The sequence below is a fragment of the Niallia sp. FSL W8-1348 genome (genome assembly GCF_038006745.1).
GTDB classification, from domain to species: domain Bacteria; phylum Bacillota; class Bacilli; order Bacillales; family Cytobacillaceae; genus Niallia; species Niallia alba.
On sequence record NZ_JBBOVV010000001.1, the window covers coordinates 2,074,551 to 2,099,861 of the forward strand.

Below are 25,311 nucleotides of genomic sequence, written 5' to 3' on the forward strand. Positions count from 1 at the left end.
GGCGAAGCTTGGAAGATTATTTTTTTATAAAGTGAAACTTCCTTCAGTGGGGGTTCCTTCCTCCCCCACTGATGGTTAGTTGAACCAATCGGACCTTTACGGACAGTTGATCTCCCACTTCTCTTCCTCGCATACTCATAAGCTTGAGGGGAGTCTTACTGGCCGTTAAGAGTGGGATAAACAAATGAAGACTTTTTAAAGTTATGTAAATAATGCCATTATAAGAAAATTATATGTTAAATAAGGAAATGACACAATATGATAAATGGATGAAACTAGGAGTAACAGAGATGGAGAACAACATAATACTTGGAGACAAAAAGTAATTTTTATAAAGGGTACTAAAGTATTAAAAAACTCCTAAACCTGGTTATCTGTTTAAAGGTTTAGGAGTTTTTCATAATAAATATGTCTTAAAGTTGCCGATTCTTTATAAGCATCATCTAATATCTCTCCTAAGATAGCATCAGAAACTTCCGGAGAAAGTGACTTTTTCTTTATAAGAGTACGAACCTCAAATAAAAAATCAATATACGCAATATAATTATCATCATACGTATGCTGCCATTCTTCCTTTATCTTCTTTGCGAGTTTCGGACTTGCCCCATTAGTGGAAACAGTTAAATGAAGACGCCCCTTTTTAAAGCTAGCAGGAAGCTGACAATTTCCTTCTTCATAGGAGGAAGCATCATTAACCAAACTAATTGATTTAAGTTGTTGGGAGATACGACGATTTTCTTGCGAGTCATTAGTTGCTGCAACGGTTAGAAAGGCTTCGGCAAAATCCTCTTCCATTCCTTTTCTTCTAACCAACTTTATTTCTCCGTTTTTTGAAAGTTCTTCTATTTCACTACAAACTTCAGGGCTAATCACTGTTACACTTGCCCCTTCCGCAAGAAGCATTCTTACCTTTCGATAAGCAATCTTGCCACCACCTACTACTACACAATATTTATCCTTTATATCAACTAGTAATGATAGCATATTCGTTACCAACACTCATTTCTTCTATTCTTTCTTTTAAAATCTCTGCAATGAATGGATCATAGCCTAAATAAGGAGCCAACACGTATTCCTTATCAATACTGTTCATTTCTTTGATTGTCTTTTCCATTGATTTCATTAAAATCCCCGTAAAAAGAAGATAGGGAATCACTAATATATGGCGGTAGGAAGAATGTTCTGCCATTTGAAGCGCTTCTTCAAAGCTAGGTTGTGCTGCTGTTAAATAACAATCTTGTACATCAATCCGATCTACTTGTTTTTCGATTAAAGATGCGATTTTACCTAAATCCCGTTTCACATCTGGATCACTACTGCCACGCCCAACAAGAACGACATGGATCTTTTCATCGTTTTTTTTGTAAAGGGAATTATTTCTGATTTTATCTGACACAATTTCAACCATTTGAGGATGAACACCAATCGGCCTGCCATATTGTATGTGGACGTGCGGATATTCCAATGAAAGCTTTTCTAATACTTCTGGAATATCCTTTTTAGCATGGGCCGCTGTAAGCAGCAGAACCGGTATAATACGAATAGTAGTAGCACCTTTTTCTACGCAATTTCGAAATCCTTCTTCTATGGAAGGTTCCGACAACTCTAAGAAAGAATATTCTTGTATGCCTTGAAATTCATTTGTCTCCATACACTTCTTAACAAATGAGATAGCCTGCTCGCTTGCCTCTTTTACTCTGCTTCCATGACATATATATAATACTGCTTCCATTAAACTACCTCTTTCGGAATGGTTTCTCCGAAGCTTTCCTCAAACCATTGGATTTTCTCTCTCATTTTTACTACTTCGCCAATCACAATCATACATGGATTTTCAATCTTCCCTGTTTCTGCATCCTCTATTACATGATACAAGTCCGTTATAATTGTTTTTTGTTTAAAGGTTGTTCCCCAATTAATTAATGCAACTGGTGTAGTGCTATTTTTTCCAAAAGACAGAAGCTTTGACTGAATATATGGTAGATTTTTCACTCCCATATAGATGGCCAGAGTATCAATTTGAGAAAGTGCCTCCCATTTAATATGGTCTTCCTCTCCATTTTTCATATGTCCTGTTACAAACGCAAACGAAGATCCATAGTTACGATGAGTCACCGGGATACCTGCATAACTTGGCGCAGCAATGCCTGCAGTAATGCCTGGGACTATTTCAAAAGGGATCTGATTTTTTGCTAATTCTTCGGCTTCTTCTCCACCTCTTCCAAATACAAAAGGATCACCGCCTTTTAGCCTTGTTACGATTTTGCCCTTTTTGGCATGTTTGACCAAGGTTTGATTGATCAACTCTTGCTTCATGGCATGATGATGCGGCAGCTTACCGCAATAAATCAGTTCAGCTTTGGGTCTGGCATATTCTAATAACTCTCGATTTACTAAGCGATCATATAAAATAACATCTGCATTTTTGATACATTTTAGTCCTTTTACCGTTATTAAATCTGGATCTCCTGGTCCTGCACCTACTAGGTATACCTTCCCCATTTTATCCACCCTTCTTGTTGTTTCTTTATAGGATCAATTAAAAAAGTGGGGAAAGGAAATAACGATGAACGGAAAGTAATTATCTTGACTTTCGCCCAAGTTTCTCCTTTTCCCTACATTAAGAGATATAATAACCTTTTCCTTTTAAATATTGTACGATTTGTTCCACACACTCTTCAATAGAATGTTTTTCGGTATCCACTATTATTTCTGGATGAGCCGGTTCCTCATACGGAGAACTAATCCCTGTAAATTCTTTAATGATTCCTTTTCTTGCCTTCTCATATAATCCCTTTGGATCTCGAGCCTCACAAGCCTCTATCGAACACTTTATATATACTTCAATAAACTCATTATCTTCTAATAAAGCCCTTACTCTATCACGATCTTCTTGAAATGGAGAAATGAAGGCAGTTAATACTACTTGGCCACTGTCTACAAACAGCTTGCTGACTTCTCCTATTCTTCTGATATTTTCTTTACGATCCTCATCTGAGAATCCTAAGTCTTTATTAATTCCAAAACGAATATTATCTCCATCTAACACATAGCTATTTGTTTGTTCTTCAAATAATCTTTTGGCAACAGCATTCGCAACCGTTGATTTTCCGGAACCAGATAACCCAGTAAACCATAATACATAGCTGTGATGCTTGTTTCTTTCTCTTCTTTCCTTCTTTGTTACAGCATGGTCATGCCATGTAATATTTGCACTTTGGCTCAAAAGTTCTCTCTCCTTTAAGAATGAATTTCTTGTTTCTGCAATCCTTTGATCAACACTTCCACTACTTCTTTACGGCTAAATGTACTTGGTGGAATCTCTCCATTTCTTAAAAGTTCACGAACCTTCGTACCAGATAAAATTTCATGATGCTCACTGCCATGTGGACAAGTCTTTGTGGAAGCCATGTTTTCGCATTTCTTACAATAGAAACTATGTTCAAAGAATAATAGATTAATTCCTAGCTCTTCTTGTGTAAATTGATCGAAAATTCTTTGGGCGTCATAGGTTCCATAGTAACTTCCGACACCAGCATGATCACGACCTACAATAAAATGAGTACAGCCATAATTCTTTCTAACCATGGCATGGAACACTGCCTCTCTCGGCCCTGCATAACGCATAGCTGCTGGGAATACTGCTAGGAAGACACGATCCTCTGGATAGTAATTTTTTAATAGTACTTGATAACTTTCCATACGTACATCGGCTGGAATATCATCCGCTTTTGTTTCTCCTACCAATGGGTTTAAAAATAAACCATCCACTATTTCAAGGGCTGATTTTTGGATATATTCATGGGCACGATGAACAGGATTTCTTGTTTGGAATCCGACTACTGTCTTCCACCCTTTTTCTGCAAACACTGCTCTCGTTTCCGCCGGGTCTAAGTAAAAGCTACTAAAATCTGTTTTTTCTACTTTCTTTAAAAGATTAATTGGGCCGCCAAGATAAATATTTCCCCGGTCATACATTTTCTTGACACCAGGATGTGCTAAATCATCGGTACGATAAACGGAAACAGCCTCTTTATTTTTATCAGGAATATAAATATCCTCCACTGTAAGTACACCATACACTTCTCCTTGATGTACTAATTTTACGGTTTCGTGAAGTTCAATAGTTTCTGATTGTTCTTTTGAAATAGGCAATGTAATAGGAATACTCCACACTTCTCCAGTTGACAAGTGCATGTTATCTACCACTGCTTCATAATCTTTTTGTGATAAAAATCCTGTTAGTGGGCTATACGCTCCGTTGCCAATCAACTCCAAATCACTAAGTGCAATAGTGTCTATTTCTAGTTCTGCCGTGAGTTTAGATACATCAAAATTAGGGTTGTATAAATTAATTAATTTTCCACCATGTGGTTGGCTTAGTGACATTTTTAGCACACCTTTCTTTTTTCGACTATTTTAGTAGTTAACTTTTTTTACTAAGTTATTAATTTTAAATACCGCCACCGTCTTCATAAATAGTACTGTTATCTTCACGAATGGTTTTCATTAAACTTATAATTCCAAGTGTAGCAATACATACACTAAGAATGATAAGAACACTATAGATATCTGCTTTAATAAATAATTGAACCAAGCTATACGAAATAACTAGTGATAAAATTGGAGAAACAAGCCATACCTTAAATATTCTTAACACCAATTTCTTTTTCAGTATCTCATATCCATTCTTAGAAACACCTATTCCTATAATTGCAGAGCTAGTTACTTGTGTTAACGGAACTGGTATTCCAAAGATAGACGCAATCATTACTAATGTTGCACCGGTTCCTGAGATTAATCCTCCTTCAAGCTTGCTAAATTGAACAATTTTCTTTCCATTTGTCTGTAATACTCTACCACCTAAGAAAAAGGCGCCAATTGCAATAAAGAATCCTCCAATAACTACTCCTGTATTCATCGATATGAGATTGGCACCAACTAATGGGCCAATAGAGTTTGCAACATTGTTCATTCCTGCTGAGAATGCTTCAAAGCACCCAATGATAATGACAAAAATCGATAAATATTTTTCATTGTTTGGATTGCGGATCCATTCATTTTGATCCTCTAGCTTCCTTATATATTTCCCAGCACCTAAGGCGATAAAAAAAGAAACAATAGGAACTAAAATCCAAAAGAAAACAATCCATAAAATATTAGCAATATACAAACTTTTGAAGGCCACACCTACTCCTACTACACTACCAACTGTAATTTCACTTGTTGATAGGGGAATCCCCATTATATTAGCAATAAATAAGGAGAGAGCCGCTGATGATAAAATGATTAAGACGATTTTGGCATCAAGGATATCACTTGGAATGAGCCCTTCCCCAACCGTTTTTACTACTTCGCTTCCTCCAATAACAGCGCCTAGAAAAATGGCAACCCCACATATGAGAAGAGCAACTCTTTTTTTAGGAATGGCGCCAGATCCATATGCAACACCAAGACTTGCTGCTGCACCACTCGCGCCAATGTTCATTGCAAAAAACAATGACATAATACCTGCTAAAATAACGATCATATCCCTATACCTCTACTCCTTATTGTAAGTGTAACCCACATTCTGTTTTGCCTTTTCCTGTCCATCTTCCAGATCGTAAATCATCCATATTAATGGCAGGCTGTGTACATGTCCTGCAGCCAATGCTAGGATATCCCTTATCGTGAAGAATATTGTAATCTAAAGAATTCTTATGGGCATATCTCCAAACATCTTTCCATGTCCAATGAATAAGCGGACAAACTTTAACGGACTTGAATTTATTATCTTTATTAAAATATTGCGTATTTTTTCTTGATTCGGATTGTTCTCTTCGAAGGCCTGATATCCAAGCAATCGGTTCAGACAATACTTCATTTAAAGGAATAACTTTACGAATCTCACAGCATTTATTTGGATTTGATAACCAAAGTTCATCTCCATATTGAGCAGCTTGTTCTTCCAATGTAATCGCTGGTTTTTTCATTTCAATTTGCAAATCTGGATACCGTGTTTTTACTTTTTCAATTAATTTATATGTTTCATCAAAATGTACATCTGTGTCTAAAAAGACAATATGTGCATCTTTTTTTATTTTGGAAATTAAATCGATTAGGACAATTCCTTCTATTCCAAAACTACATGCATAGACAATATCATCTTCGTACGTATCATAAGCCCACTTTAAAACCTCTAAGGCTCCCTTTGTTTCCGTTTCACTTGAAAAGTCAACAGGAGGATACGTATCAATAGTTTCATAAGTTAATAATGGACTCATAAAAAAACCCTCCAATCTTATTAGAAAAACGTTAATACCTATTTAAGCAAGGGCAAAAGCCGCTAGTCCCTTTTACCAAACACTAGTTCAACTATCACGGATTATGTGACAATTAACACAAAAAGGCAGCTTTAACCCACTTTCTCAGTTAAAGTTGCCTCTAGTTTTCTAGTCAGCCTCTTTATAAAACGCCTTAATCAGAATATTCCCTCATAACAGGCTACTACCACTTATTTTCCTAAGCGTATTTTTTCATTTTTTTCAATTTGGATTATTTTCCCGTCTTGTATCACTAATGTGACAGATCCAAATTTCATGGTTTTTAGAATTGCCTCTAATTGAGTTTTCACTTTGTCTAGCTGATTTGTTTCCCCCACCAACAAATCCCTCCTTAAGAAAGGTGAAATCTTTATAAAACCTTTTGAATAGCCCTTATGCCAGACATTTTTTGATATCCAATACTCTTACCAAATGGCTGTTTGAATTTTTAGCGTTTAGAAATAGACAAACCCAAAAGATAAAGAAATCCTTCCCATTCGGAAAGATTGTAGGTACTTATTCCTTACCTTATCTTTCAAAATGGTTATCCATTTTGTTGGATTTAGCACCTTGCCTGTGAGCAGGTTGCCGGACTTCTTTGGGCCAATTCCCTCAGTCTCTCTTGATAAGCATCGTTATTTTCTAAATTTTATCATAATTGTTATTATTGTCAATAAGTTTTACTAGTTGTTTAGTCGGAATTATTTTTGGTATCTCCTAGTATTTAAGAAGGGAGATACTCTCTCTCATTATATAAAATAAGATTTTACTAGTGCATGACCAAACTTAAAAATGACCCTTTTTCTTTTGCAAAAATAGCTGATTAGCACTAGGCTACATCAGCTATTTTCCATTTCTTATTTCTTTCTTATTTTTAATAATGGCTTGGCAATGATTGGCGTTAAAATACCTGATAAAATCGCTTCTGGGACCCCATTTGTACCAACAACGGCCAAGATTGCGGGTAGAAGTTTTTCTACATTCACTCCAATAGCATTTGCATAAGGTTCTCTTACAAATAAATAGACAAAGCCAAGCACAAGAATAGTATTGGTTAAGGACCCAATAACACCAGATATACTCATTGCTAAAGTCTCATTCATTCTGTCTTTCAGTACTTTATAAAATAAGATTCCTGCTACAACTCCAATCATTACTCTTGGAAAAACAGATATCAATGGATTTGTGAAAATTATCGGTGCTAGGGCACTTGTTGGAAAAGTGAATGCGCGAATAAACGTGATAACTCCCCATACTCCTCCGATAATCGCGCCATCTAATGCTCCTAAAACAATCGCCGCGATAATAACGGTAACCGGAATGATTGTTAAGCTTAGTGCAGGAGTCGGGATATATCCTAATATCGGAACGAAAGTTTGAATAATTATAATTGCTGAAAGCAGTCCTAGTAGAACCAAGCGAGTTGTTTTATTTTTTTTCTTCATCTGCGAGTAGTTCTCCTTATTAGAAAAAGGAAGGTTCATCACTTTTTCTTCTATATAATAAAATTCCTTTGTTATCATACTACAAACGCTAGTCATTTTTCTATGATTATAGAAGGAATTTCTGCTTTTTCCTTTATAGGATGGAACTAATTACTTCCAGTTATACATTTCACCTAGACAATGTTACTTACTCTGTATAAGGAAATGTCGCTTTAAGAGTTTCCATAAATGTAAGAACATTTTGCTTCTCCTTCATAATTGGAGCAAATAGATAGGATAATCTTCTTGTAAAACGAGTATTTACTACTGGGATAATACACAGGTTCCCATTCTTTACATCTCTTTCTATTACACTTTTGGATAAAAGAGATAAGCCATACCCATTAATAATGGTTTCCTTAATTCCTTGATTACTGCTAATTGTCAAAAATGATTTTGCTCTTAGTCCATTGGAACGAATAACATGATTCAAGTATTCCCTTGTCCCCGATCCGACCTCTCTTGTAATCCATGCTTGATCATGGAGTTCTGAAATCGAAACTTGCTCTCGCTTTGCTAGCGGGTGATGGACAGATGCAACAATAAATAACTCATCCTCCATAAAAGGCACAACCTGCAATTCCTTATTGTTTGTCTGTCCTTCAATTAAGCCAATATCTACTTCATACAATCTTACCGCTTCCACAATTTCCTCCGTATTCCCAATCGTTGCTTGTATTTGCAACTCAGGATGCTGCTGTTGCAAATCAAGTAATAAAGAAGGGAGTATATATTCACCAATTGTAAAGCTCGCACCTATTTTAAGCTCCCCTTTTATCGCATGATGGTGCTCTGTAATATGCTGTCTTGTCTGCTCATATAAGCGTATCATCTGAACCGCACAATCATATAGCATTTGACCTGTTGGGGTTACCTTTAGATACTTGGGTGAGCGGTCCAGTAATTTTGTTTGAAATTCTTTTTCGAGATTTTTTATATGCAAACTAACACTTGGCTGTGACATCAGCAACATTTCTGCTGTCTTTGTAAAATTTTTCACTTCAACAAGTGTTACAAATGTTTTTAAGGCATCATACTGCATGATTTTTTCCTCCATATGGTTTAACTAGTTTAGATGAGTTGTTACTTCCGCTTTTTTGAATGAGAAGGATAGTAGCCAATTATTAAAATTACTAATAGTTGCAATTATTTATATGTATTTTACTAATTCCTTTATTTGCAGTAAAGTACAATTAGAATACGTATCATATGAGGATGGTTTAGGCGTTTTTCTTTGTGCTTGGCTTGGTTTTGGCGTTTTAACGTCTTGTCGCCTATCCAACTTTCAGTCACTAGTTAGATAAATCTACTATTAGATGGTGATTCTAAAAGACATCTATCCAATCCTTAGCTTTTGGAATAGATGAAAGGCTTTTAGAAAAGGCTTTTTTCTAAAGGATTGTTGTTTTATCAATCGAAAAAAAAGAATTAGTTGGAAAAATGGAGCAGCCGAAATACACGAAGAGGCCACGGGGATTAGCGAGACAGCCTGAGACCCCGGAGGCGAAGCTGAGGAGGCTCAGAGCGAGCCCCACGGAAAGCGAAGTGTATTCCGGCTACGGGTAATCGCAACAAACTTTACGAAAACAACCTTAGAAAAACATTATTCCACTGCTTGTTCCAAATAGTAACAGGCTTCTTTTGTTTTTCTAATCCGATTTGTCTGATAGGATTAATAAATATACAGTGACAATCCTCCCTTTTCATTATAAAATGAATCTCAAGAATTATCTTACTAATCAAACAATGCCAAGAAACGTTATTATCTATGCGAGGTGAAAGTGTTGCAGCTTCAAGTAATAAACAGCCCATTTAATCAAGAACAAACTGAATTATTAAACAGCCTATTACCAACTTTAACAGAATCACAAAAAATTTGGCTAAGTGGCTATTTATCTGCTTCCACGACAACAGTGGCAACAGCAGAATTACCTAACTTAACAACTGAAATAACAGAACAAAAGGCAGCAAAGCCAATTACCAAAGACATTACAATTCTTTTTGGTTCTCAAACAGGCAATGCACAAAATCTTTCCAAAAATCATGGTAACCGTTTAAAAGAAAACGGATTTAATGTTACTGTGCAATCAATGAGTGACTTTAAGCCTAATAATCTTAAAAAAATACAAAATCTTCTTATTATTGTTAGTACACATGGCGAAGGTGACCCGCCAGATACAGCAATAGCATTCCACGAATTTCTACATGGAAAACGCGCACCAAAGCTAGAGGGTCTCCAGTACTCCGTATTGGCGCTTGGCGATAGTTCTTATGAGTTCTTTTGTGAAACAGGCAAACAATTTGATAAGCGTTTAGAGGAATTAGGCGGAATCAGACTTTACCCACGTGTAGATTGCGATCTTGATTATGATGAACCGGCAAATGAGTGGTTTGAAGGTGTAGTAAGTGGCTTAAATCTCCAATCGAAGTCAACAGTCACCAATACAGTAAATACAGCACCAACATCTGTCCAAGATTCTGGCTACTCCCGCACCAATCCGTATTATGCTGAAGTACTTGATGTCATTAATTTGAATGGTCGCGGTTCAAATAAAGAAACATTCCATGTTGAACTTTCTCTTGAGGATTCTGGAATTTCCTACGAACCAGGCGATAGCCTTGGAATATTTCCAAACAATGATCCAGAGCTGGTCGACCTTTTAATAAAAGAGCTAGACTTCTCACCAACAGAAAGTGTAACGATCAATAAACAAGGTGAAGTGCTCGCTTTTCGTGAAGCTCTATTAACCTACTACGAAATTACCGTTTTAACAAAGCCACTATTACAAAAGTTTTCCGCAATAACAGCTAATAAGTCTTTAGCTGCATTGCTAGGTAAAGGAAACGAGGAAAAATTAAAAGATTATATGAATGGTCGAGACTTATTAGATCTTATCCGTGAGTTTGGTCCATTAGACACAAATGCTCAAACATTTGTATCCTTGCTTCGTAAGCTGCCTACTCGGCTTTATTCGATTGCCAGTAGCTACAAAGCAAATCCTGATGAAGCACATTTAACAATCGGGGCAGTTCGTTACCACGCAAACGGAAGAGATCGCAATGGCGTTTGTTCGGTTCAAATAGCAGAACGTATCCAGCCAGGTGATAAGCTGCCTATCTATATCCAAAACAATGAAAATTTCAAACTTCCTGAAAATCCAGAAACACCTATTATTATGGTCGGACCTGGAACAGGCGTTGCCCCATTCCGTTCTTTTATGCAAGAAAGAGAGGAAATTGGTGCACAAGGAAAATCGTGGCTATTTTTTGGAGACCAGCATTTCGTAACAGACTTTCTCTATCAAACAGAATGGCAAAATTGGCTTAAGGATGGCGTGTTAACGAAATTGAATATCACTTTTTCTCGAGATAAAGCAGAAAAGGTTTACGTTCAGCATCGTATGCTTGAACATAGCAAAGAGCTATTTGAATGGCTAGAGGACGGGGCAGTTCTCTATATTTGTGGAGATGAAAAGCATATGGCACATGATGTACATCAAACACTTCTTGCTATTATTCAAAAAGAAGGCCAAATGTCTTTAGAAAAAGCGGAAGAATATGTAGCAGCTATGATTCAAAACAAGCGTTATCAACGTGACGTTTATTAATTAATTTTTACAGGAAAGGAGTTTTCTATAAATGGCTAAACAAGTATTAAAAGCACCAGATGGATCACCAAGTGATGTGGAACGAATTAAAGAAGAAAGTAATTATTTACGTGGCACATTAAAAGAATCCATGGAAGAAGAAATAAGCTCTGGTATTTCAGAAGATGATAACCGTTTAATGAAATTCCATGGCAGTTATTTGCAGGATGACCGTGATATTCGCAATGAAAGAGCTAAACAAAAGCTAGAGCCTGCCTACCAATTTATGCTCCGTGTTCGAACTCCAGGTGGAGTAGCAACACCTGCTCAATGGTTGACAATGGATGATTTAGCTCAAAAATATGGAAATCATACATTAAAATTAACCACACGCCAAGCTTTCCAAATGCATGGCATTTTAAAATGGAATATGAAACAAACTATTCAAGATATTCATCAATCCTTGCTTGATACAATTGCTGCTTGTGGAGACGTAAACCGTAATGTTATGTGTAACCCAAATCCGTATCAATCAGAGTTACATAGTGAGGTTTATGAATGGTCTCAAAAATTAAGTGATCATTTATTACCTCGTACACGCGCTTATCATGAACTTTGGTTAGATCAGGAAAAAGTTGCTTTCTCTCCAACAGTGGAGGAAACTGAAGTAGAGCCAATGTACGGAAAACTTTACTTGCCTAGAAAATTTAAAATTGGTATTGCCGTTCCTCCTTCCAATGATATTGATGTTTTTTCTCAGGATCTTGGGTTTATTGCTATTACAGAAGATCAAAAATTAGTTGGATTCAATGTAGCAATCGGCGGTGGGATGGGAATGACTCATGGAGACAAAGCAACTTACCCTCAGCTTGCAAAAGTGATTGGGTATTGTACTCCAGAGCAAATTCTTGAGATTGCTGAAAAAGTAATTACGATCCAACGTGATTACGGTAATCGTTCTGTTCGTAAAAATGCTCGTTTCAAATATACCGTGGATCGCCTTGGTTTAGAGAATGTAGTAGAAGAACTAGAAAATCGATTAGGTTGGAAGCTACAAGAAGCAAGAGAATTCCGCTTCGATCATAATGGAGATCGCTATGGCTGGGAAAAAGGCATCAAGGGAAAATGGCATTTCACTTTATTTGTGGAAGGCGGTCGTATTAAAGATTATGAAAACTATCCTTTAATGACCGGATTACGTGAAATTGCTAAAGTACACACTGGAGATTTCCGATTAACTGCCAATCAAAACCTGGTTATCGCTAATGTTTCAAGCCGTAATAAAAAGAAAATTGCTAATTTAATAGAACAATACGGCATAATGGATGGAAAGCTTTTCTCTGCTCTACGCCGTAATTCAATCGCTTGTGTATCACTACCAACTTGCGGACTAGCCATGGCCGAAGCAGAGCGATATTTACCAGTATTAATTGATAAGATTGAGAAAATTATTGATGAAAATGGATTGCGCGAAGAAGAGATTACCATTCGTATGACTGGCTGTCCTAACGGCTGTGCCCGCCATGCTTTAGGAGAAATTGGTTTTATCGGGAAAGGTCCCGGAAAATACAATATGTATTTAGGAGCTGCCTTTAATGGAAGTCGCTTAAGCAAACTCTATCGCGAAAATGTTGGCGAGGAAGAAATCCTTTCAGAGCTCCGTGTGCTGCTCCCTCGTTATGCAAAAGAACGCCTAGAACATGAACATTTTGGAGATTTTGTCATACGCGCTGGCGTTGTTAAAGAAGTAACAGATGGTACTAATTTTCACGATTGATTGTTGAATAGTTGACACCACTTTAATCATTTTTGATTGGGTGGTGTTTTTTTGGATTGAGGTTGGTGGTGGGGTATCGTTATGTTTGCTGGTTTGGCTGATATTTTCGATGTTTGGCTGATTTCCTTGCTGCTTTGGCTGATATTTTCGATGTTTGGCTGATTTCCTTGCTGCTTTGGCTGATATTTTCGATGTTTGGCTGATTTCCTTGTTGCTTTGGCTGATATTTTCGGAGTTTGGCTGATTTCCTTGCTGCTTTGGCTGATATTTTCGATGTTTGGCTGATTTCCTTGCTGCTTTGGCTGATATTTTCGATGTTTGGCTGATTTCCTTGTTGCTTTGGCTGATATTTTCGATGTTTGGCTGATTTCCCCACCGCTTTGGCTGATATTTTCGATGTTTGGCTGATTTCCCCACCGCTTTGGCTGATATTTTCGATGTTTGGCTGATTTCCCCACCGCTTTGGCTGATATTTTCGATGTTTGGCTGATTTCCCCACCGCTTTGGCTGATATTTTCATTGTTTGGCTGATTTCCCCACCGCTTTGGCTGATATTTTCATTGTTTGGCTGATTTCCCCACCGCTTTGGCTGATATTTTCATTGTTTGGCTGATTTCCCCACCGCTTTGGCTGATATTTTCATTGTTTGGCTGATTTCCCCACCGCTTTGGCTGATATTTTCATTGTTTGGCTGATTTCCCACCGCTTTGCCTGATATATCTATATTTTCATGAGATTTTCCACCATTGCATTTCAGTCCACTATAAAACAAACTAATTTTCCACTCATAGGCCAACCTAATTTTGTATATATTTAAGCTTGTAATACATGAAAAATTCTCTACTAAACAACTAGGAGGCTACATTATGTCTGTTAATCCAGCTTCTCCTTCCTTTCAGCTCTTTGGCGATTCAACTCAGTCTGTGAATTATAAAAGGGATTCCTATAATTACATTACACAATTATTTTCTGATCAATTACCAGCTATACATACTGGGTTATTCAATGTGCATCTAAATCAAGGAATCATCGTACAGCCGCACTGGCATACAAATGTAAATGAACTTGTTTTTGTCATTAGCGGGGAAGTAATAACATCTGTCTTCAATCCTTTTACGCAAAGTATTATGACTTATCATGTAAAACCAGGGCAGGCTTCTCAGTTCCCTAAAGGATGGTTTCACTGGATTGTTGCATTGAGAAACAATACTCATTTTCTTACTATTTTTGATCAACCAACACCGGATATTGTTTATGGCTCTGATTTTCTCCGCTTTTTGCCTAAAGAGATTGCTAACAGAGCTTATTGTGTAAATGAAGCGGCTTATGCAAATGCGATTGCACCTATTAATCAATCCACTATTCTTGGACCACCACTAAACTGTAATCAACATGGCGGCACAATGAACCATCCACACCATGTCACGCAGCCTTCACCTACTACCCATCCTTATATTGATCTCTCCCCTCCGCCTACCCCTTATTAAATGTGATTTGGAGGTTAACACCGTGACGAAGAAAAAATATTATGGATCGGAAACAAAATGTGAAGAGATGAAATGGACTTTTCCGCCTCAACACCAAACAAGACAGCCTGGCTTTGAATACCTTATGGAACCCCTTCCCATTTTTGATAATCCCAATTATATTGGAACAGGTAAATTAAAAGGTCGTACCGCTATTATATCCGGGGGAGATAGTGGCATCGGAAGAGCGGTGGCAGTGGCCTTTGCAAAAGAGGGGGCAAATATCGTTATCTCTTATTACGATGAGCATACAGATGCAGAAACAACGAAACAGGCAATCGAGCATTACGGCAGTTCATGCTTGCTTATTCCAGGAGACTTACGAAGAAAAGAACACTGTGAATTCATTGTGCAAAAAACGTTAGAGGCGTTTGGAAAAATCAATATTCTAGTAAATAATGTAGCTGTCCAATTTTTACAAGAGGACTTAATGTCAATAACAGATGAACAATGGGAATTGACCTTTGATGTTAACATTCATTCCTATTTCCATTTAACAAAAGCCACCTTACCTCATTTAAAAAAAGGAGCTAGCATTGTCAACACGACGTCAGTTGTTGCCTATATCGGTGCAAGTAAAATGATCGATTACGCAACTACAAAAGGTGCGATTGTTAGCTATACAAGAGCACTCGCTAATAATCTTGTAAGCGAAGAAATTCGAGTTAATGCGGTGGCTCCAGGTCCATTTTGGACACCGATCCAGCCTGCAACCAAACCTGCCGAAAGTATTGCCATTTTAGGTACGGATGTACCAATGAAGCGCGCTGGCCAGCCATATGAAATCGCCCCGGTATATGTGCTACTTGCCTCCGATGACGGTTCTTATATCACAGGGCAAACAATTCATGTAAACGGTGGTGCGATGGTTGCTACTTAGGAACTAGCAAAAAGACGACAGTACTTCCCTGTCGTCCCTTCATCATCAGCAAATTACTTTTCTTTTCTCAATACCATTACTTCATAAGGGGAAAGCTCTACATGCTCATCTATTGTTTCCTGTGTAAGCAAATCATAGAAGGATTCCTTTAACATAATGGTTTGCTTTTGTTCGGTAAAATTCATCACAAAGAAGTAATAGTAATCGTCTGATTCTCTTGTTTGAACAGACACACCTTCTTCATGCAAAATGTTAGTTTCTGTATGAAGCTTTACTTCCTGTTGAATTTCTTCATAGAGATCGTCTAAAAAGGACTGTTCTGTTCTAGCCCCTATAAAATAAGTTTTTCCTTTACCATAGCTGTTTTTTACAACTGCAGGATTTCCTTGATAAAAGTCTTCCATATAAGTTGCTAAAACATCTGCTTCCTTATTTTCAAAAATAGTACAGTAATCCTTTATTTCATATTGCTTTCCATTATAAATAAGCGCATTTCGATCTTTTGGATAAAGTGTATCTGTTTCTTTTACTTCCATGCCAAATATACGTTTTAATAGGGCTGGCCACCCTGATAGATGTGCAAGATCCGTATCATCGACAAGACCACTAATATAAGAACTTACTAATGTCCCTCCATTAAAAACATAGCTTTCTAATTTAGAAATAGTCTCGTCAGACATCATATAAAGCATTGGAGCAATAACTAAATCATAGGAAGCAAGCTCTTGATTTAATGTAACTATATCGACACTAATATCCTTTTTCCAAAAACTTTGATAATGCTTTTGCAACGTTTGAGGATATTGCTTTGTTGAATCGGAGAATCCTTGTGCATCGTTTAAAGCCCAGTTATTTTCCCAATCATATACAATTGCTACTCTTGCTTGTTTATGCGTTCCCTTTACTTCAGCAATCTTCTCTAAAGCTCCACCAACTGCTGAAACCTCTTGAAAGACTCGATTCGTTTCACTATTATCATGATCCACTACTGCCCCGTGAAATTTCTCAGAGGATCCTCTTGATTTTCTCCATTGAAAATACAGAACACTGTCTGAACCATGTGCAATAAATTGCATGGAGGATAGCAAATGCATACCAGGTCTCTTCGTTTTATTCACATCATGCCAGTTGACGCCACTTGGTGTACTTTCCATAATGAGAAAAGGCTGTTGTTTTAAAGAGCGATACAAATCATTGATAAAACCAACTTTTGCAGCTAAGTCCTTTGTTTCCTCCCAATCATTGTGCCAAGCAGGATAGCAATCCCAACTAACAATATCCACATGCTTTGCAAACTCACTATAATTCAAACTTTGAAAGGGTATTAAATCATGCGTGTCTGCCATAAAGTTTGTTGTAATAGGGATAGATGGAGAGATTTCCCTTAATGGCACTATTTCATGCTTGTAAAAATCAATTGTTTGGTCAGTGACAAAACGCTTCCAATCTAAATTCAATCCATGTACCATACTCTCTCCAATAGAAGAAGGCGATTCAATTTCCGACCACTCAGTAATCGTATGGCTCCAAAACGGTCCCCACCAAGCATGATTTAGTTTTTCCAATGTTTCATACTTATCTTTTAACCAGCTGCGGAAGTTCGCTTGGCAAAAATCACAATGACAGTCACCACTAAATTCATTAGAAATATGCCACATTAGTAATGCAGGATGATTTCCATAACGTTCTGCTAGTTTTCTATTAATGATGGCAACTTTTTCTCGATAAATGGGAGAAGAAAAGCAATGGTTATGACGTCCCCCCTGCAACATTTTCGTACGCTTCTCAGAAGTTCTTAATACCTCTGGATATTTTTTCGACATCCATGCTGGTCTTGCCCCACTTGGTGTTGCCAAAATTACTCTTCCGCCCATTTTGTGAATAGCATCGATTCTTTCATCGAGCCAACCAAACTGAAATTCACCTTCTGTTGGTTCAAGTGCACTCCACGCAAATACGCCCAATGTGAATGTATTTGTTTTGGCTTGTTTCATCAGTCGTAAATCATCTTTCAATATTTCTGGATAATCGAGCCATTGATCAGGATTATAATCTCCACCATGCAATAAGCGATTATCTGCTACTGTTTTATCTGTCATCTTAATGCCCTCCGATTCTTATCCTTTTGTTCCTCCTGCTGTTAATCCAGATACGAAATGCTTCTGTAAAGCTACAAATACAATCGCAACCGGAATACTTATCAGAATAGCTCCAGCTGCAAAGGTGGTGTAGCTTGCTCCCATTTTATCGCTGACTAATTTATAGAGCCCTATTGGAAGTGTATAGTACTCTGGATTTCTCAAGATTACTGAAGATATCGCAAAATCACCCAATGGAGCAGTAAATCCGTTCATCGCAACTACTGCCAGCATCGGTCGAGATAAAGGCATGAGTATTCTCCAAAAAATCCTTGTGTTGCTAGCACCATCAATCTTCGCACTCTCGTCCAAATCCAATGGGATGGAATCAATATATCCCTTCATCAAATACGTATTCATTGGTATTTGACCGCCGACATAAATGAATATTAACAACCAGTGACTATTGATTAATCCAAGCATTTGCGCTAAAACAAAAATCGCGATTAAAGCGGAAAACTGTGGAATCATCTGTAATAACAAAAATAGCATGAGACCATTTTTTCTTCCCTTAAATCGGAAACGGGAGAAAGCGTAAGCTGTATAGGATACACATAAGATGGAAAATACCATCGTTAGAATACTAATTTTCATGGAATTCATATACCATTTTCCATAATATAGAGTACCTTCCTGTTGGAATAGGTCTTTATAATGACCTATCGTTGGATTATCAGGGACAACACGCGTACTCACCAAGCTATTTCCAGGATTAAAGCTTGCACCAATGGTCCAGACTAACGGATAAATGATAGCAGCACATACAAAAAGTAAAAGAAGGTAAGTCAGCGTCATTCGAATCGTCCGCTGTTTTTTGATACTGACTATTTTTTTCGTCATCTTATTTTACCTCCTTAAACGAATTCGTTCTTCTGAATTGCCATAAAGCAATGCTAATAACAAAAATACTTAGTAGAATCGTTAATGCAGCAGCAAGCGCATATTGACTGTTCTGCATCGTTAATTTATATATCCAAGAAACTAAAATATCTGTACCGCCTGCAGTGGAGCCTGGAACTGCTGGCCCTCCAGCATTAAACAAATATATAATATTGAAGTTATTAAAATTGAACGTGTATTGCGTAATGATAATTGGTGCCATTGCATATAAAATTAATGGCAAGGTGATATTCTTAAATTTTTGAATAGGCGATGCTCCGTCAATAGTAGCTGCTTCATACAAATCATCTGAAATAGATTGAAGTACCCCTGTTGTTACAATAAATATATATGGGAACCCTAGCCAGCCTTGAATAAGCAACAATGCAAGTCGCGTCCAATTCGGACTTGTTAGCCAAGGGATGGCATCTATTCCAAGGAATGCCAAGATAGAATTGTTAATTGCTCCAAAACTATCATTAAACATTCCAGCAAAAACTAAAATCGTAACAAATCCAGGAACTGCCCATGGCAATACTAAAATGGTCCGAAAGAATTTTTTAAAGCGTAATTCCTTCTGGTGAACGACCACTGCTAAGAATATCCCAATTGCTACTTGAAGCGTTGAGGCGATTAATGTCCAAATTAATGTCCATCCTAATACATCAAAAAAAGTAGCACGCCATATATCAACAGTAAATATTTTCTTAAATGTCTCCAGCCCTACCCAATCCACTAAGTTAGCTGGTGCTGAGTGATATAAATCGTAATTAGTAAACGCAAGGGCAAAACAAAATAGAATAGGAAAAATAACGGAGAAAACAAGTAAAATAAAGGCTGGACTTGTAATGATATATGGATAGCCTTCTGCCAAAAGAACTTGATACTGCTCTTTTATAGAAGGAATATCAAAGCCTTCTTCTCTCCTCTTTCCGATCGCATAAGCGTCTTTTATATTAAAGTAGTAAAATGCTAATCCGAAAAAAATTACAATTAAAGCGATGATCCCTTCTGCCAGCAAGAAGATCGAATTATCCCGGGGTACTTGTTCACCAAGTGTAACAATCCCCCAAAGCCCCATATTAAATAAATCCTTAAAAACAATAATAAATGCGATAGAAAAGACAAGGAAGAATGCTCCCTTACCCCACTGCTTATTATAAAACTGTCCTAATCCTGGAATAATGGATAATAACGCAGCCTTTTTCGCAAACTTTGTATCCTTATCAACTGTATTTGCCTGGAAGCTCATACCTAAACTTCACCTCTCTCCTTTTAAAAGGGACGAGTAATTTTTCGTACTGTCCCTTCTTGTCTCAAGTTAGTTTCCACTATTCGCAGCAATAGAACCTTTAATTGTTTCTACTGCCGTAGTTAGAGCTTCTTCTGGTTTTGCTTTTCCAGTAGCAATCGTTTGAAGTGCAGAGTCAACAGGTTGCCAAACTGCATCCATTGCTGTAATGCCTGGTGTTAGTTGAGAATATTGAGATTGATTGGCTACCGCCTTCGCATTTTCACTTTCTGTTACAGCTGGATCCTCTGCCAATGCTTTCACTGCTGGGACCTCTTTCGTAATTTCATAACGTGTTTTCGAATTTTCTTCATTCGCTAAAAACTTTACTAACTCTTCCGCTAACTCAGCGTTTTTGCTATATGTGCTTACGTTATAGCTTTTAACTCCGATAAAGGAGCCCATATGCTCTCCATTCGCTAACATTGGAAGTTCCGTTACCCCGTAATTGATGCCTGCTTTTGCATATGGTTCTAAATTCCATGGTCCAGAAATAACTGCCGCTGCTTTTCCTTCTGTAAATAGAGAGTCTAGAACGTTAATACCTTGCTCACCGATAATGCCTGATGGGAATAATCCGTCTTTATAGAATTTAGAAATATATTCTGCTCCATCGATAGCTCCATCGTTCGCTAAGCCAATATCCTCTGGATTATAAGTGCCAGAACTATCCTGCCCGAATACATAACCGCCATATCCGCTTAAAACACCATTTGCATAATAGATTTGATCCCATAATGCCAATAATCCATAATTACCGTCCTTTGTTACACTTTTAGAGAACTCGTACCATTCTTCGGTGGTTTTAGGCAATTGGTCTTCACTCACTAAGTCCTTGTTATAGTATAAAATGGTTGTTTCTACTGCTTTAGGAAGCCCGTATACTTTACCATCTACAATTTGAGAATCCATCGCTGCCTCTGTATACGATGCCTTAAGGGTATCATCCACTGTGATTTCTTTTAAAATCCCTTCTGTGACAGCTGTTCCAATTTGATCAGCGGGAATCGTAATAACATCAGCACCTGTGCCTGCAGGACCGTCTAATCGTAAATCCTCTAATTGATCTGCATATGCTTTTTCTTCCACTTTAATTTTCACATTATTTTCTTCTTCAAATTTTTTAATTGCATCTGCAATCCCATCGGATTTACTTTGATCTTCCCATACAAGGAGATCATATCCATTATTATTTTTCTTGGAAGATGTATCGTTATTTGTTTCACCAGACGGTCCACAACCTGCTAGTGCCAAAGCTAAAGAACTACTCAAAAGTATTGTTGTCAGCCTTTTTTTCATCTTTTTTTCCACCCTTTGCTTTAATATTTTACTGAAAACGTTTTCTAACAAAAGGATACTACACATCTATTTCTTTGTAAATATATTTAGTAACATTTTTTATTTAATAAGTAACGATTCAACACCAAATAAATTTAACCTTCTTATAAAAACCAATCAATCACTTTACTTACCATAGAACAACCGAAGGAAAACAATTTACTAAAAAACATTACTAATTTATTAGTAAATAGCTTATAATGAAAGTATTGTAGAACAGTGCTTTTAGGAGGTTTACATGGTCACCATTAAAGATATTGCAAAAAAAGCAGGTTTTTCTCCATCGACCGTTTCAAGATTATTGAACAATGATTCAACACTTTCCATTTCTCCAGAAACTAAGAAGAGAATTTTAGATACGGCGCTTGAATTAGGCTATGAAAGAAAAAGTATTCAACCATTAATAGAAAAAGTAGCACTCCTTTACTGGATCACGGAAAAAGAGGAGCTAGAAGATGTTTATTTTAAACAAATGCGATTGGAATTGGAGAAAAATGCTCTTAATCATAATATAGAGTTGCATTTGTTTAAACACGAAGATGGCGTCAAAAGTATTCCTAATGATATATCCGGCTTTATTGCTGTAGGTGCATTTTCAACAGAAGAGATACAAAAACTAAGAAAGAAAACAAAAAGGGGGGTTTTCATTGATACAAACCCCGTTCCAGATTTATATGATGCTGTTCTGCCGGATACAGTAAGAATTACAAAAAAGGCAATTGATTACTTTATTGAAAAAGGACATCAAAAAATCGGATTTATCGGGGGAACATACCACAACCCTGATACAAATGAGGATGAAATGGATATTCGGGAAATTACTTTTCGTACATATATACAGGATTTAGGATTACATGATGAAAAGTACATATTTGGCGAAAGGCATTTCTCTGTAAACGATGGCTATACTGTTACGAAAAAAGTAATTAACGACTTAAAAGAAGAGTTACCAACTGCCTTTTTTATTGCTTCAGATCCGATTGCAGTTGGAAGTCTCCAAGCTTTTAATGAATATAATATATCGATTCCAAACAGAGTTAGTATCATAAGTGTTAATAATATTAGTGTCGCGAAGTATATATCACCCCCTTTGACTACCTTTCATATTGATATACCTGAACTTTGCAAGACAGGGGTTTCCTTGCTTTTGGAGCAAATCTTAGATCAGCGAAAAATACCAAAGACCGTTTTGCTTCAATCGGAATTAATTGAACGAAAAAGCGCATTATAAAGAAACCTTCCATAAGTGGGGGTTTTACCTTATCCCCCATAATGGTTAGTTACTCTTATCGGACCTTTACGGATTAAGAGTAAGCTAAAAAGACAAAAAAGCATCTATTCGGATGCTCAGGCTGTCGAGAAAGTCTCGACAGCTTTTTTTACAATTCCGATATACAACATATAGTGTTTTAATAATACCTTATATTCCATATGTTGTGGTAAAAATCAATTAAAACATCAAAAACCCCCTTTTTCAAAATCATACTTTTAAAAATAGGGGGTTTTTCTACAATCTGAAGCATCTATTCGGATGCTTTTTTTCATATTTTCTTGCTATCTGGGTAAGATAATAAAATCCTATCACGACCAGAAGGAAGGATAATTTGCAACTAGACGGGTGATTATAGTGGAACGGAAGATATTAAGATTTCTCTTATTTTTGGGAATTGGGCTTTTACCAGTTATTTTTAGAAAAAAACCAGTAAAGGATTGGTTTCTGGTTTTCTTTTTTAAAGGCTATGTGTCCAGCTTTATTGATAGTATTGTTACTACTGAAAAATGGCTTAATTTCCCTGTTCGATTTCTCCCCAAAAATTTTCAAATCAATATTTTATTTGATTATCTGTTATTCCCAATCACTTGCGTCGCTTTTAATCAAATAAGTTATCATTCCAAAATACCTGGAATTATACTCAAATCCTTTTACTTTAGTATTCCAATGACTATCTTGGAAGCTCTGTTCGAAAGATACACAAATTTAATAAAATATAAAAAGGGCTGGCATTGGTATCATACTTTGTTGACAGAAACATGTACTTTCTTACTTTCCAGAACTTGTCTTGGCATTATTCAAAAATTTGATAAGGAAGACAAAAAACAATCGATCCATTAATGGTCCGATTGTTTTTCTCGTTCAAGAAGAACGAGCAGCTCTTGAAGACTTGTGATTTCGTATGTTGGTTGCACATCTAAATTATTTTCCTTTTTCAATGGATTGACCCAGCATGTATCAATTCCTGCATTGTAACCGCCTTGTATATCGGCGCTTAATGAATCACCAATAATTAAAGTAGACTCTTTGTTGATCTGTGGAATTCGCTCAAAGCAATAATCAAAGAACTCCTTCATTGGCTTTTGATAGCCAGTGTCTTCTGAGACAAATACTGCTTTAAAATATGGGTATAGTCCAGAGGATTTTAAACGCTTCTCTTGCGTTTTAGATATACCATTGGTCACAATATATAAATCAAAATGATTTGAAATCTTTCGTATTAGATTAAGCGCTCCATCTAGTAACTGACTTCCTTCTCCTAAATACGCACGATAGCTTTGCTGTAATAAAACGCCGTCTACTTTCTTGCCCAGCTTTTCAAAGAAGAGCGTAAATCTTGTATTGACTACCTCATCACGCGTAATTTCTCCTCCTTCAAACGCCTTCCATAGACCTTGATTTAGCTCTTGATACTGCTTTTTCCATTCATCACTGTATGATATCCCTTGTTCCTGTAGCAATAAGCGAAAAGCTTGATCTTCTGCAGCTACAAAGTCTAATAAGGTATCATCCACATCAAAAAGCAAAGTTTGATAGTACTTTATGTTCCTTTTTTCCTTAGTTGCTGGAGTCGTATTTAGCATTGTCTCTCCCTTATTATTCAATAATCCCTGCATAAAAATCCTCTCCTATCTTTTCACCAGTTCTTTCACTGGCTGTTTCTTCTCTGATGTTCCACCCATTTTAAAAACAAGGATTCCACCGATAATGACCAATACTCCAATTAACTGCTTTGAAGTAAATGGAACTTTATCTAATCCCAATAAACCGAAGGAATCAAACAGCAAAGCAAAAATAAGCTGAGAAGATAAGGAGATCGAAACAGCATATGTTGCCCCCAAATGTCTAATCCCCTTTGTCATACAAACAACAACACCGACCCCGATAATTCCACTAAACCAGTACCATGTCTGCATATTTTCTAAATGAAAAAGTCCTGTTCCTTCCGTAATAAAGCCCAGAATAAAAGACGCAATAAACCCTAACGCTAACACAAGCGTTGTAGTAGCCCAAAGGCCCGCCTTCTGATTTACTCGATTATTAAATATATTTTGCAACCCAACAAGACTACCGCTAATAAAAGCAATAAGTAAGCCATAAATCATATTTTTTATTCACCCAATCCTTCTTCATAAATACTTTTACCAGCTAAATTTGTTAAACCATCACGATTTTTCACCACAATAAACCCTTTTTTCCGTTCAATCAAGCCATCCTGACAAAATTGCTGTATCACTCTGTTTAAATGACGGTAACTAGTACCAATTAGATTGGCTGTATCTTTTAGGTTAATCTTATTACGCTCCGTATCATATAATGGATCCTCCTTATCAAAGGAAACAGACAATAAATAACTAGCCAATCTTACTTCGACTGGATAAAATAAATTGAAGCGCATCGAACTTGATTTGATATAAAACTTCTTCGTGATAATATCCAACAAAAACTGTAAAAAGGGTGCATAATCGCTCACATATTGTTTTAAATGTCGTTTATGAACACCGATCATCATTACGTCTGTTATAGCTTCCACTGTATTAAGAATATCCGTATCTCTTATATATTCCACGTCGCCTACCATTTCCAATGGCGTTTTAAAAGAAAGGATTAATGTTTTTCCTTCCGCTGTAGTTGTATATATTTTAATTTTCCCATCCACCAAAATATAAATATATTCAGCCGTCTGCCCTTGTGTACAAATAAACTCCCCTTGTTTAAAGGCATAAAGGTGTAAATGCTCTTTCAACTTCTCAGGAAAAATTGCTTCTAATTGAAATGTGCGAATATATTCTTCTACCTGTTCCAGATTACCAATTACTTTCATGAATGGTTC

General features: G+C 36.8%; 25 protein-coding genes and 1 riboswitch. Of the genes, 6 read left to right on the plus strand and 19 right to left on the minus strand.

The genetic code is table 11. From position 1 onward, the window contains the following. Nucleotides 1-378 precede the first annotated feature (378 nt). From NST60_RS09810 to NST60_RS09855, 10 genes are all read right to left on the minus strand, one after another. Entirely contained in the window at nucleotides 379-996 is a 618-nt protein-coding gene (locus NST60_RS09810; protein WP_016201372.1) for a precorrin-2 dehydrogenase/sirohydrochlorin ferrochelatase family protein, read from the minus strand. Next, entirely contained in the window at nucleotides 965-1,732 is a 768-nt protein-coding gene (locus NST60_RS09815; protein WP_224427561.1) for a sirohydrochlorin chelatase, read from the minus strand. The genes NST60_RS09810 and NST60_RS09815 overlap by 32 nt, the downstream gene beginning before the upstream one ends. Next, nucleotides 1,732-2,502, minus strand: a complete 771-nt coding sequence (cobA, locus tag NST60_RS09820; protein WP_016201374.1) for a uroporphyrinogen-III C-methyltransferase — start codon at nucleotides 2,500-2,502, stop codon at nucleotides 1,732-1,734. The genes NST60_RS09815 and cobA overlap by 1 nt, the downstream gene beginning before the upstream one ends. 118 nt (nucleotides 2,503-2,620) lie before the next feature. Further along, nucleotides 2,621-3,226, minus strand: a complete 606-nt coding sequence (gene cysC / locus NST60_RS09825) for an adenylyl-sulfate kinase (RefSeq protein WP_101729100.1) — start codon at nucleotides 3,224-3,226, stop codon at nucleotides 2,621-2,623. Nucleotides 3,227-3,240: 14 nt separating this feature from the next. Beyond that, nucleotides 3,241-4,389 (minus strand): sulfate adenylyltransferase, encoded by a 1,149-nt coding sequence (gene sat / locus NST60_RS09830; protein WP_016201376.1) that lies wholly within the window; start codon nucleotides 4,387-4,389, stop codon nucleotides 3,241-3,243. Between the two features lie 64 nt (nucleotides 4,390-4,453). After that, nucleotides 4,454-5,530, minus strand: a complete 1,077-nt coding sequence (locus tag NST60_RS09835; RefSeq protein WP_016201377.1) for an inorganic phosphate transporter — start codon at nucleotides 5,528-5,530, stop codon at nucleotides 4,454-4,456. Between the two features lie 19 nt (nucleotides 5,531-5,549). Then, entirely contained in the window at nucleotides 5,550-6,266 is a 717-nt protein-coding gene (locus NST60_RS09840; protein WP_016201378.1) for a phosphoadenylyl-sulfate reductase, read from the minus strand. A 230-nt stretch (nucleotides 6,267-6,496) separates the two neighbouring features. Continuing rightward, nucleotides 6,497-6,616: a YezD family protein gene (locus NST60_RS09845; protein WP_407939854.1), complete on the minus strand. Its 120-nt coding sequence runs from the start codon at nucleotides 6,614-6,616 to the stop codon at nucleotides 6,497-6,499. Between the two features lie 214 nt (nucleotides 6,617-6,830). After that, nucleotides 6,831-6,937, minus strand: a riboswitch (SAM riboswitch). A 225-nt stretch (nucleotides 6,938-7,162) separates the two neighbouring features. Beyond that, the gene (locus NST60_RS09850) at nucleotides 7,163-7,750 is read right to left on the minus strand and encodes an ECF transporter S component (RefSeq protein WP_224427563.1); all 588 of its coding nucleotides are present in this window, start codon (nucleotides 7,748-7,750) and stop codon (nucleotides 7,163-7,165) included. Nucleotides 7,751-7,937: 187 nt separating this feature from the next. Then, entirely contained in the window at nucleotides 7,938-8,831 is an 894-nt protein-coding gene (locus NST60_RS09855) for a LysR family transcriptional regulator (RefSeq protein ID WP_016201381.1), read from the minus strand. Nucleotides 8,832-9,573: 742 nt separating this feature from the next. On the opposite strand from NST60_RS09855, the gene NST60_RS09860 reads away from it, so the two are divergent. After that, nucleotides 9,574-11,397, plus strand: a complete 1,824-nt coding sequence (locus NST60_RS09860; protein ID WP_224427571.1) for an assimilatory sulfite reductase (NADPH) flavoprotein subunit — start codon at nucleotides 9,574-9,576, stop codon at nucleotides 11,395-11,397. A 31-nt stretch (nucleotides 11,398-11,428) separates the two neighbouring features. Continuing rightward, a complete protein-coding gene (cysI, locus tag NST60_RS09865) occupies nucleotides 11,429-13,153 on the plus strand; it encodes an assimilatory sulfite reductase (NADPH) hemoprotein subunit (RefSeq protein WP_169187674.1) in 1,725 nt (574 codons plus the stop codon). A gap of 79 nt (nucleotides 13,154-13,232) precedes the next feature. On the opposite strand, the gene NST60_RS09870 is transcribed toward cysI, so the two are convergent. After that, the gene (locus tag NST60_RS09870) at nucleotides 13,233-13,673 is read right to left on the minus strand and encodes a hypothetical protein (RefSeq protein ID WP_341098755.1); all 441 of its coding nucleotides are present in this window, start codon (nucleotides 13,671-13,673) and stop codon (nucleotides 13,233-13,235) included. Nucleotides 13,674-13,751: 78 nt separating this feature from the next. Further along, on the minus strand, nucleotides 13,752-13,925 hold the full coding sequence (locus NST60_RS09875; protein ID WP_341098757.1) for a hypothetical protein: 174 nt from the start codon (nucleotides 13,923-13,925) through the stop codon (nucleotides 13,752-13,754). Between the two features lie 94 nt (nucleotides 13,926-14,019). On the opposite strand from NST60_RS09875, the gene NST60_RS09880 reads away from it, so the two are divergent. Further along, nucleotides 14,020-14,640, plus strand: a complete 621-nt coding sequence (locus NST60_RS09880; RefSeq protein WP_101729105.1) for a cupin domain-containing protein — start codon at nucleotides 14,020-14,022, stop codon at nucleotides 14,638-14,640. Between the two features lie 67 nt (nucleotides 14,641-14,707). Beyond that, nucleotides 14,708-15,559 (plus strand): SDR family oxidoreductase, encoded by an 852-nt coding sequence (locus NST60_RS09885; RefSeq protein WP_445304408.1) that lies wholly within the window; start codon nucleotides 14,708-14,710, stop codon nucleotides 15,557-15,559. Nucleotides 15,560-15,612: 53 nt separating this feature from the next. Here the strand turns inward: NST60_RS09885 and NST60_RS09890 are convergent, their stop codons facing one another. The 4 genes from NST60_RS09890 to NST60_RS09905 all read right to left on the minus strand — a co-directional run bounded on the left by NST60_RS09890 (nucleotide 15,613) and on the right by NST60_RS09905 (nucleotide 21,166). Then, complete coding sequence (locus tag NST60_RS09890; protein ID WP_341098759.1) at nucleotides 15,613-17,658, minus strand: beta-galactosidase; 2,046 nt, start codon at nucleotides 17,656-17,658, stop codon at nucleotides 15,613-15,615. Between the two features lie 18 nt (nucleotides 17,659-17,676). Further along, a complete protein-coding gene (locus NST60_RS09895; RefSeq protein WP_016201388.1) occupies nucleotides 17,677-18,537 on the minus strand; it encodes a sugar ABC transporter permease in 861 nt (286 codons plus the stop codon). Between the two features lies 1 nt (nucleotide 18,538). After that, the gene (locus tag NST60_RS09900) at nucleotides 18,539-19,828 is read right to left on the minus strand and encodes a sugar ABC transporter permease (protein ID WP_169187670.1); all 1,290 of its coding nucleotides are present in this window, start codon (nucleotides 19,826-19,828) and stop codon (nucleotides 18,539-18,541) included. 69 nt (nucleotides 19,829-19,897) lie between these two features. Then, nucleotides 19,898-21,166, minus strand: a complete 1,269-nt coding sequence (locus NST60_RS09905; RefSeq protein WP_169187669.1) for a sugar ABC transporter substrate-binding protein — start codon at nucleotides 21,164-21,166, stop codon at nucleotides 19,898-19,900. Between the two features lie 277 nt (nucleotides 21,167-21,443). On the opposite strand from NST60_RS09905, the gene NST60_RS09910 reads away from it, so the two are divergent. Then, nucleotides 21,444-22,436 (plus strand): LacI family DNA-binding transcriptional regulator, encoded by a 993-nt coding sequence (locus tag NST60_RS09910; protein ID WP_341098762.1) that lies wholly within the window; start codon nucleotides 21,444-21,446, stop codon nucleotides 22,434-22,436. Nucleotides 22,437-22,832: 396 nt separating this feature from the next. Next, nucleotides 22,833-23,318: a CBO0543 family protein gene (locus NST60_RS26775; protein ID WP_411955775.1), complete on the plus strand. Its 486-nt coding sequence runs from the start codon at nucleotides 22,833-22,835 to the stop codon at nucleotides 23,316-23,318. Here the strand turns inward: NST60_RS26775 and NST60_RS09915 are convergent. The 3 genes from NST60_RS09915 to NST60_RS09925 all read right to left on the minus strand — a co-directional run bounded on the left by NST60_RS09915 (nucleotide 23,315) and on the right by NST60_RS09925 (nucleotide 25,302). Next, entirely contained in the window at nucleotides 23,315-24,022 is a 708-nt protein-coding gene (locus tag NST60_RS09915; protein WP_040342661.1) for a YjjG family noncanonical pyrimidine nucleotidase, read from the minus strand. The two genes, NST60_RS26775 and NST60_RS09915, sit on opposite strands and share 4 nt — an antisense overlap. An 84-nt stretch (nucleotides 24,023-24,106) precedes the next feature. Continuing rightward, a complete protein-coding gene (locus NST60_RS09920; protein ID WP_169187668.1) occupies nucleotides 24,107-24,583 on the minus strand; it encodes a DMT family transporter in 477 nt (158 codons plus the stop codon). Nucleotides 24,584-24,588: 5 nt separating this feature from the next. Beyond that, nucleotides 24,589-25,302, minus strand: coding sequence for a Crp/Fnr family transcriptional regulator (locus NST60_RS09925; RefSeq protein ID WP_101729110.1), 714 nt, complete (start codon nucleotides 25,300-25,302; stop codon nucleotides 24,589-24,591). Between the last annotated feature and the right edge of the window lie 9 nt (nucleotides 25,303-25,311).

Coding starts and splice junctions, on each gene's coding strand:
- NST60_RS09815 (WP_224427561.1), bottom strand. CDS start 1,732: ATGGAAGCAGTATTATATATATGTCATGGAAGCAGAGTAAAAGAGGCA.
- cobA (WP_016201374.1), bottom strand. CDS start 2,502: ATGGGGAAGGTATACCTAGTAGGTGCAGGACCAGGAGATCCAGATTTA.
- sat (WP_016201376.1), bottom strand. CDS start 4,389: ATGTCACTAAGCCAACCACATGGTGGAAAATTAATTAATTTATACAAC.
- NST60_RS09835 (WP_016201377.1), bottom strand. CDS start 5,530: ATGATCGTTATTTTAGCAGGTATTATGTCATTGTTTTTTGCAATGAAC.
- NST60_RS09840 (WP_016201378.1), bottom strand. CDS start 6,266: ATGAGTCCATTATTAACTTATGAAACTATTGATACGTATCCTCCTGTT.
- NST60_RS09850 (WP_224427563.1), bottom strand. CDS start 7,750: ATGAAGAAAAAAAATAAAACAACTCGCTTGGTTCTACTAGGACTGCTT.
- NST60_RS09855 (WP_016201381.1), bottom strand. CDS start 8,831: ATGCAGTATGATGCCTTAAAAACATTTGTAACACTTGTTGAAGTGAAA.
- cysI (WP_169187674.1), top strand. CDS start 11,429: ATGGCTAAACAAGTATTAAAAGCACCAGATGGATCACCAAGTGATGTG.
- NST60_RS09870 (WP_341098755.1), bottom strand. CDS start 13,673: ATGAAAATATCAGCCAAAGCGGTGGGGAAATCAGCCAAACATCGAAAA.
- NST60_RS09880 (WP_101729105.1), top strand. CDS start 14,020: ATGTCTGTTAATCCAGCTTCTCCTTCCTTTCAGCTCTTTGGCGATTCA.
- NST60_RS09885 (WP_445304408.1), top strand. CDS start 14,708: ATGAAATGGACTTTTCCGCCTCAACACCAAACAAGACAGCCTGGCTTT.
- NST60_RS09890 (WP_341098759.1), bottom strand. CDS start 17,658: ATGACAGATAAAACAGTAGCAGATAATCGCTTATTGCATGGTGGAGAT.
- NST60_RS09895 (WP_016201388.1), bottom strand. CDS start 18,537: ATGACGAAAAAAATAGTCAGTATCAAAAAACAGCGGACGATTCGAATG.
- NST60_RS09900 (WP_169187670.1), bottom strand. CDS start 19,828: ATGAGCTTCCAGGCAAATACAGTTGATAAGGATACAAAGTTTGCGAAA.
- NST60_RS09905 (WP_169187669.1), bottom strand. CDS start 21,166: ATGAAAAAAAGGCTGACAACAATACTTTTGAGTAGTTCTTTAGCTTTG.
- NST60_RS09910 (WP_341098762.1), top strand. CDS start 21,444: ATGGTCACCATTAAAGATATTGCAAAAAAAGCAGGTTTTTCTCCATCG.
- NST60_RS09920 (WP_169187668.1), bottom strand. CDS start 24,583: ATGATTTATGGCTTACTTATTGCTTTTATTAGCGGTAGTCTTGTTGGG.
- NST60_RS09925 (WP_101729110.1), bottom strand. CDS start 25,302: ATGAAAGTAATTGGTAATCTGGAACAGGTAGAAGAATATATTCGCACA.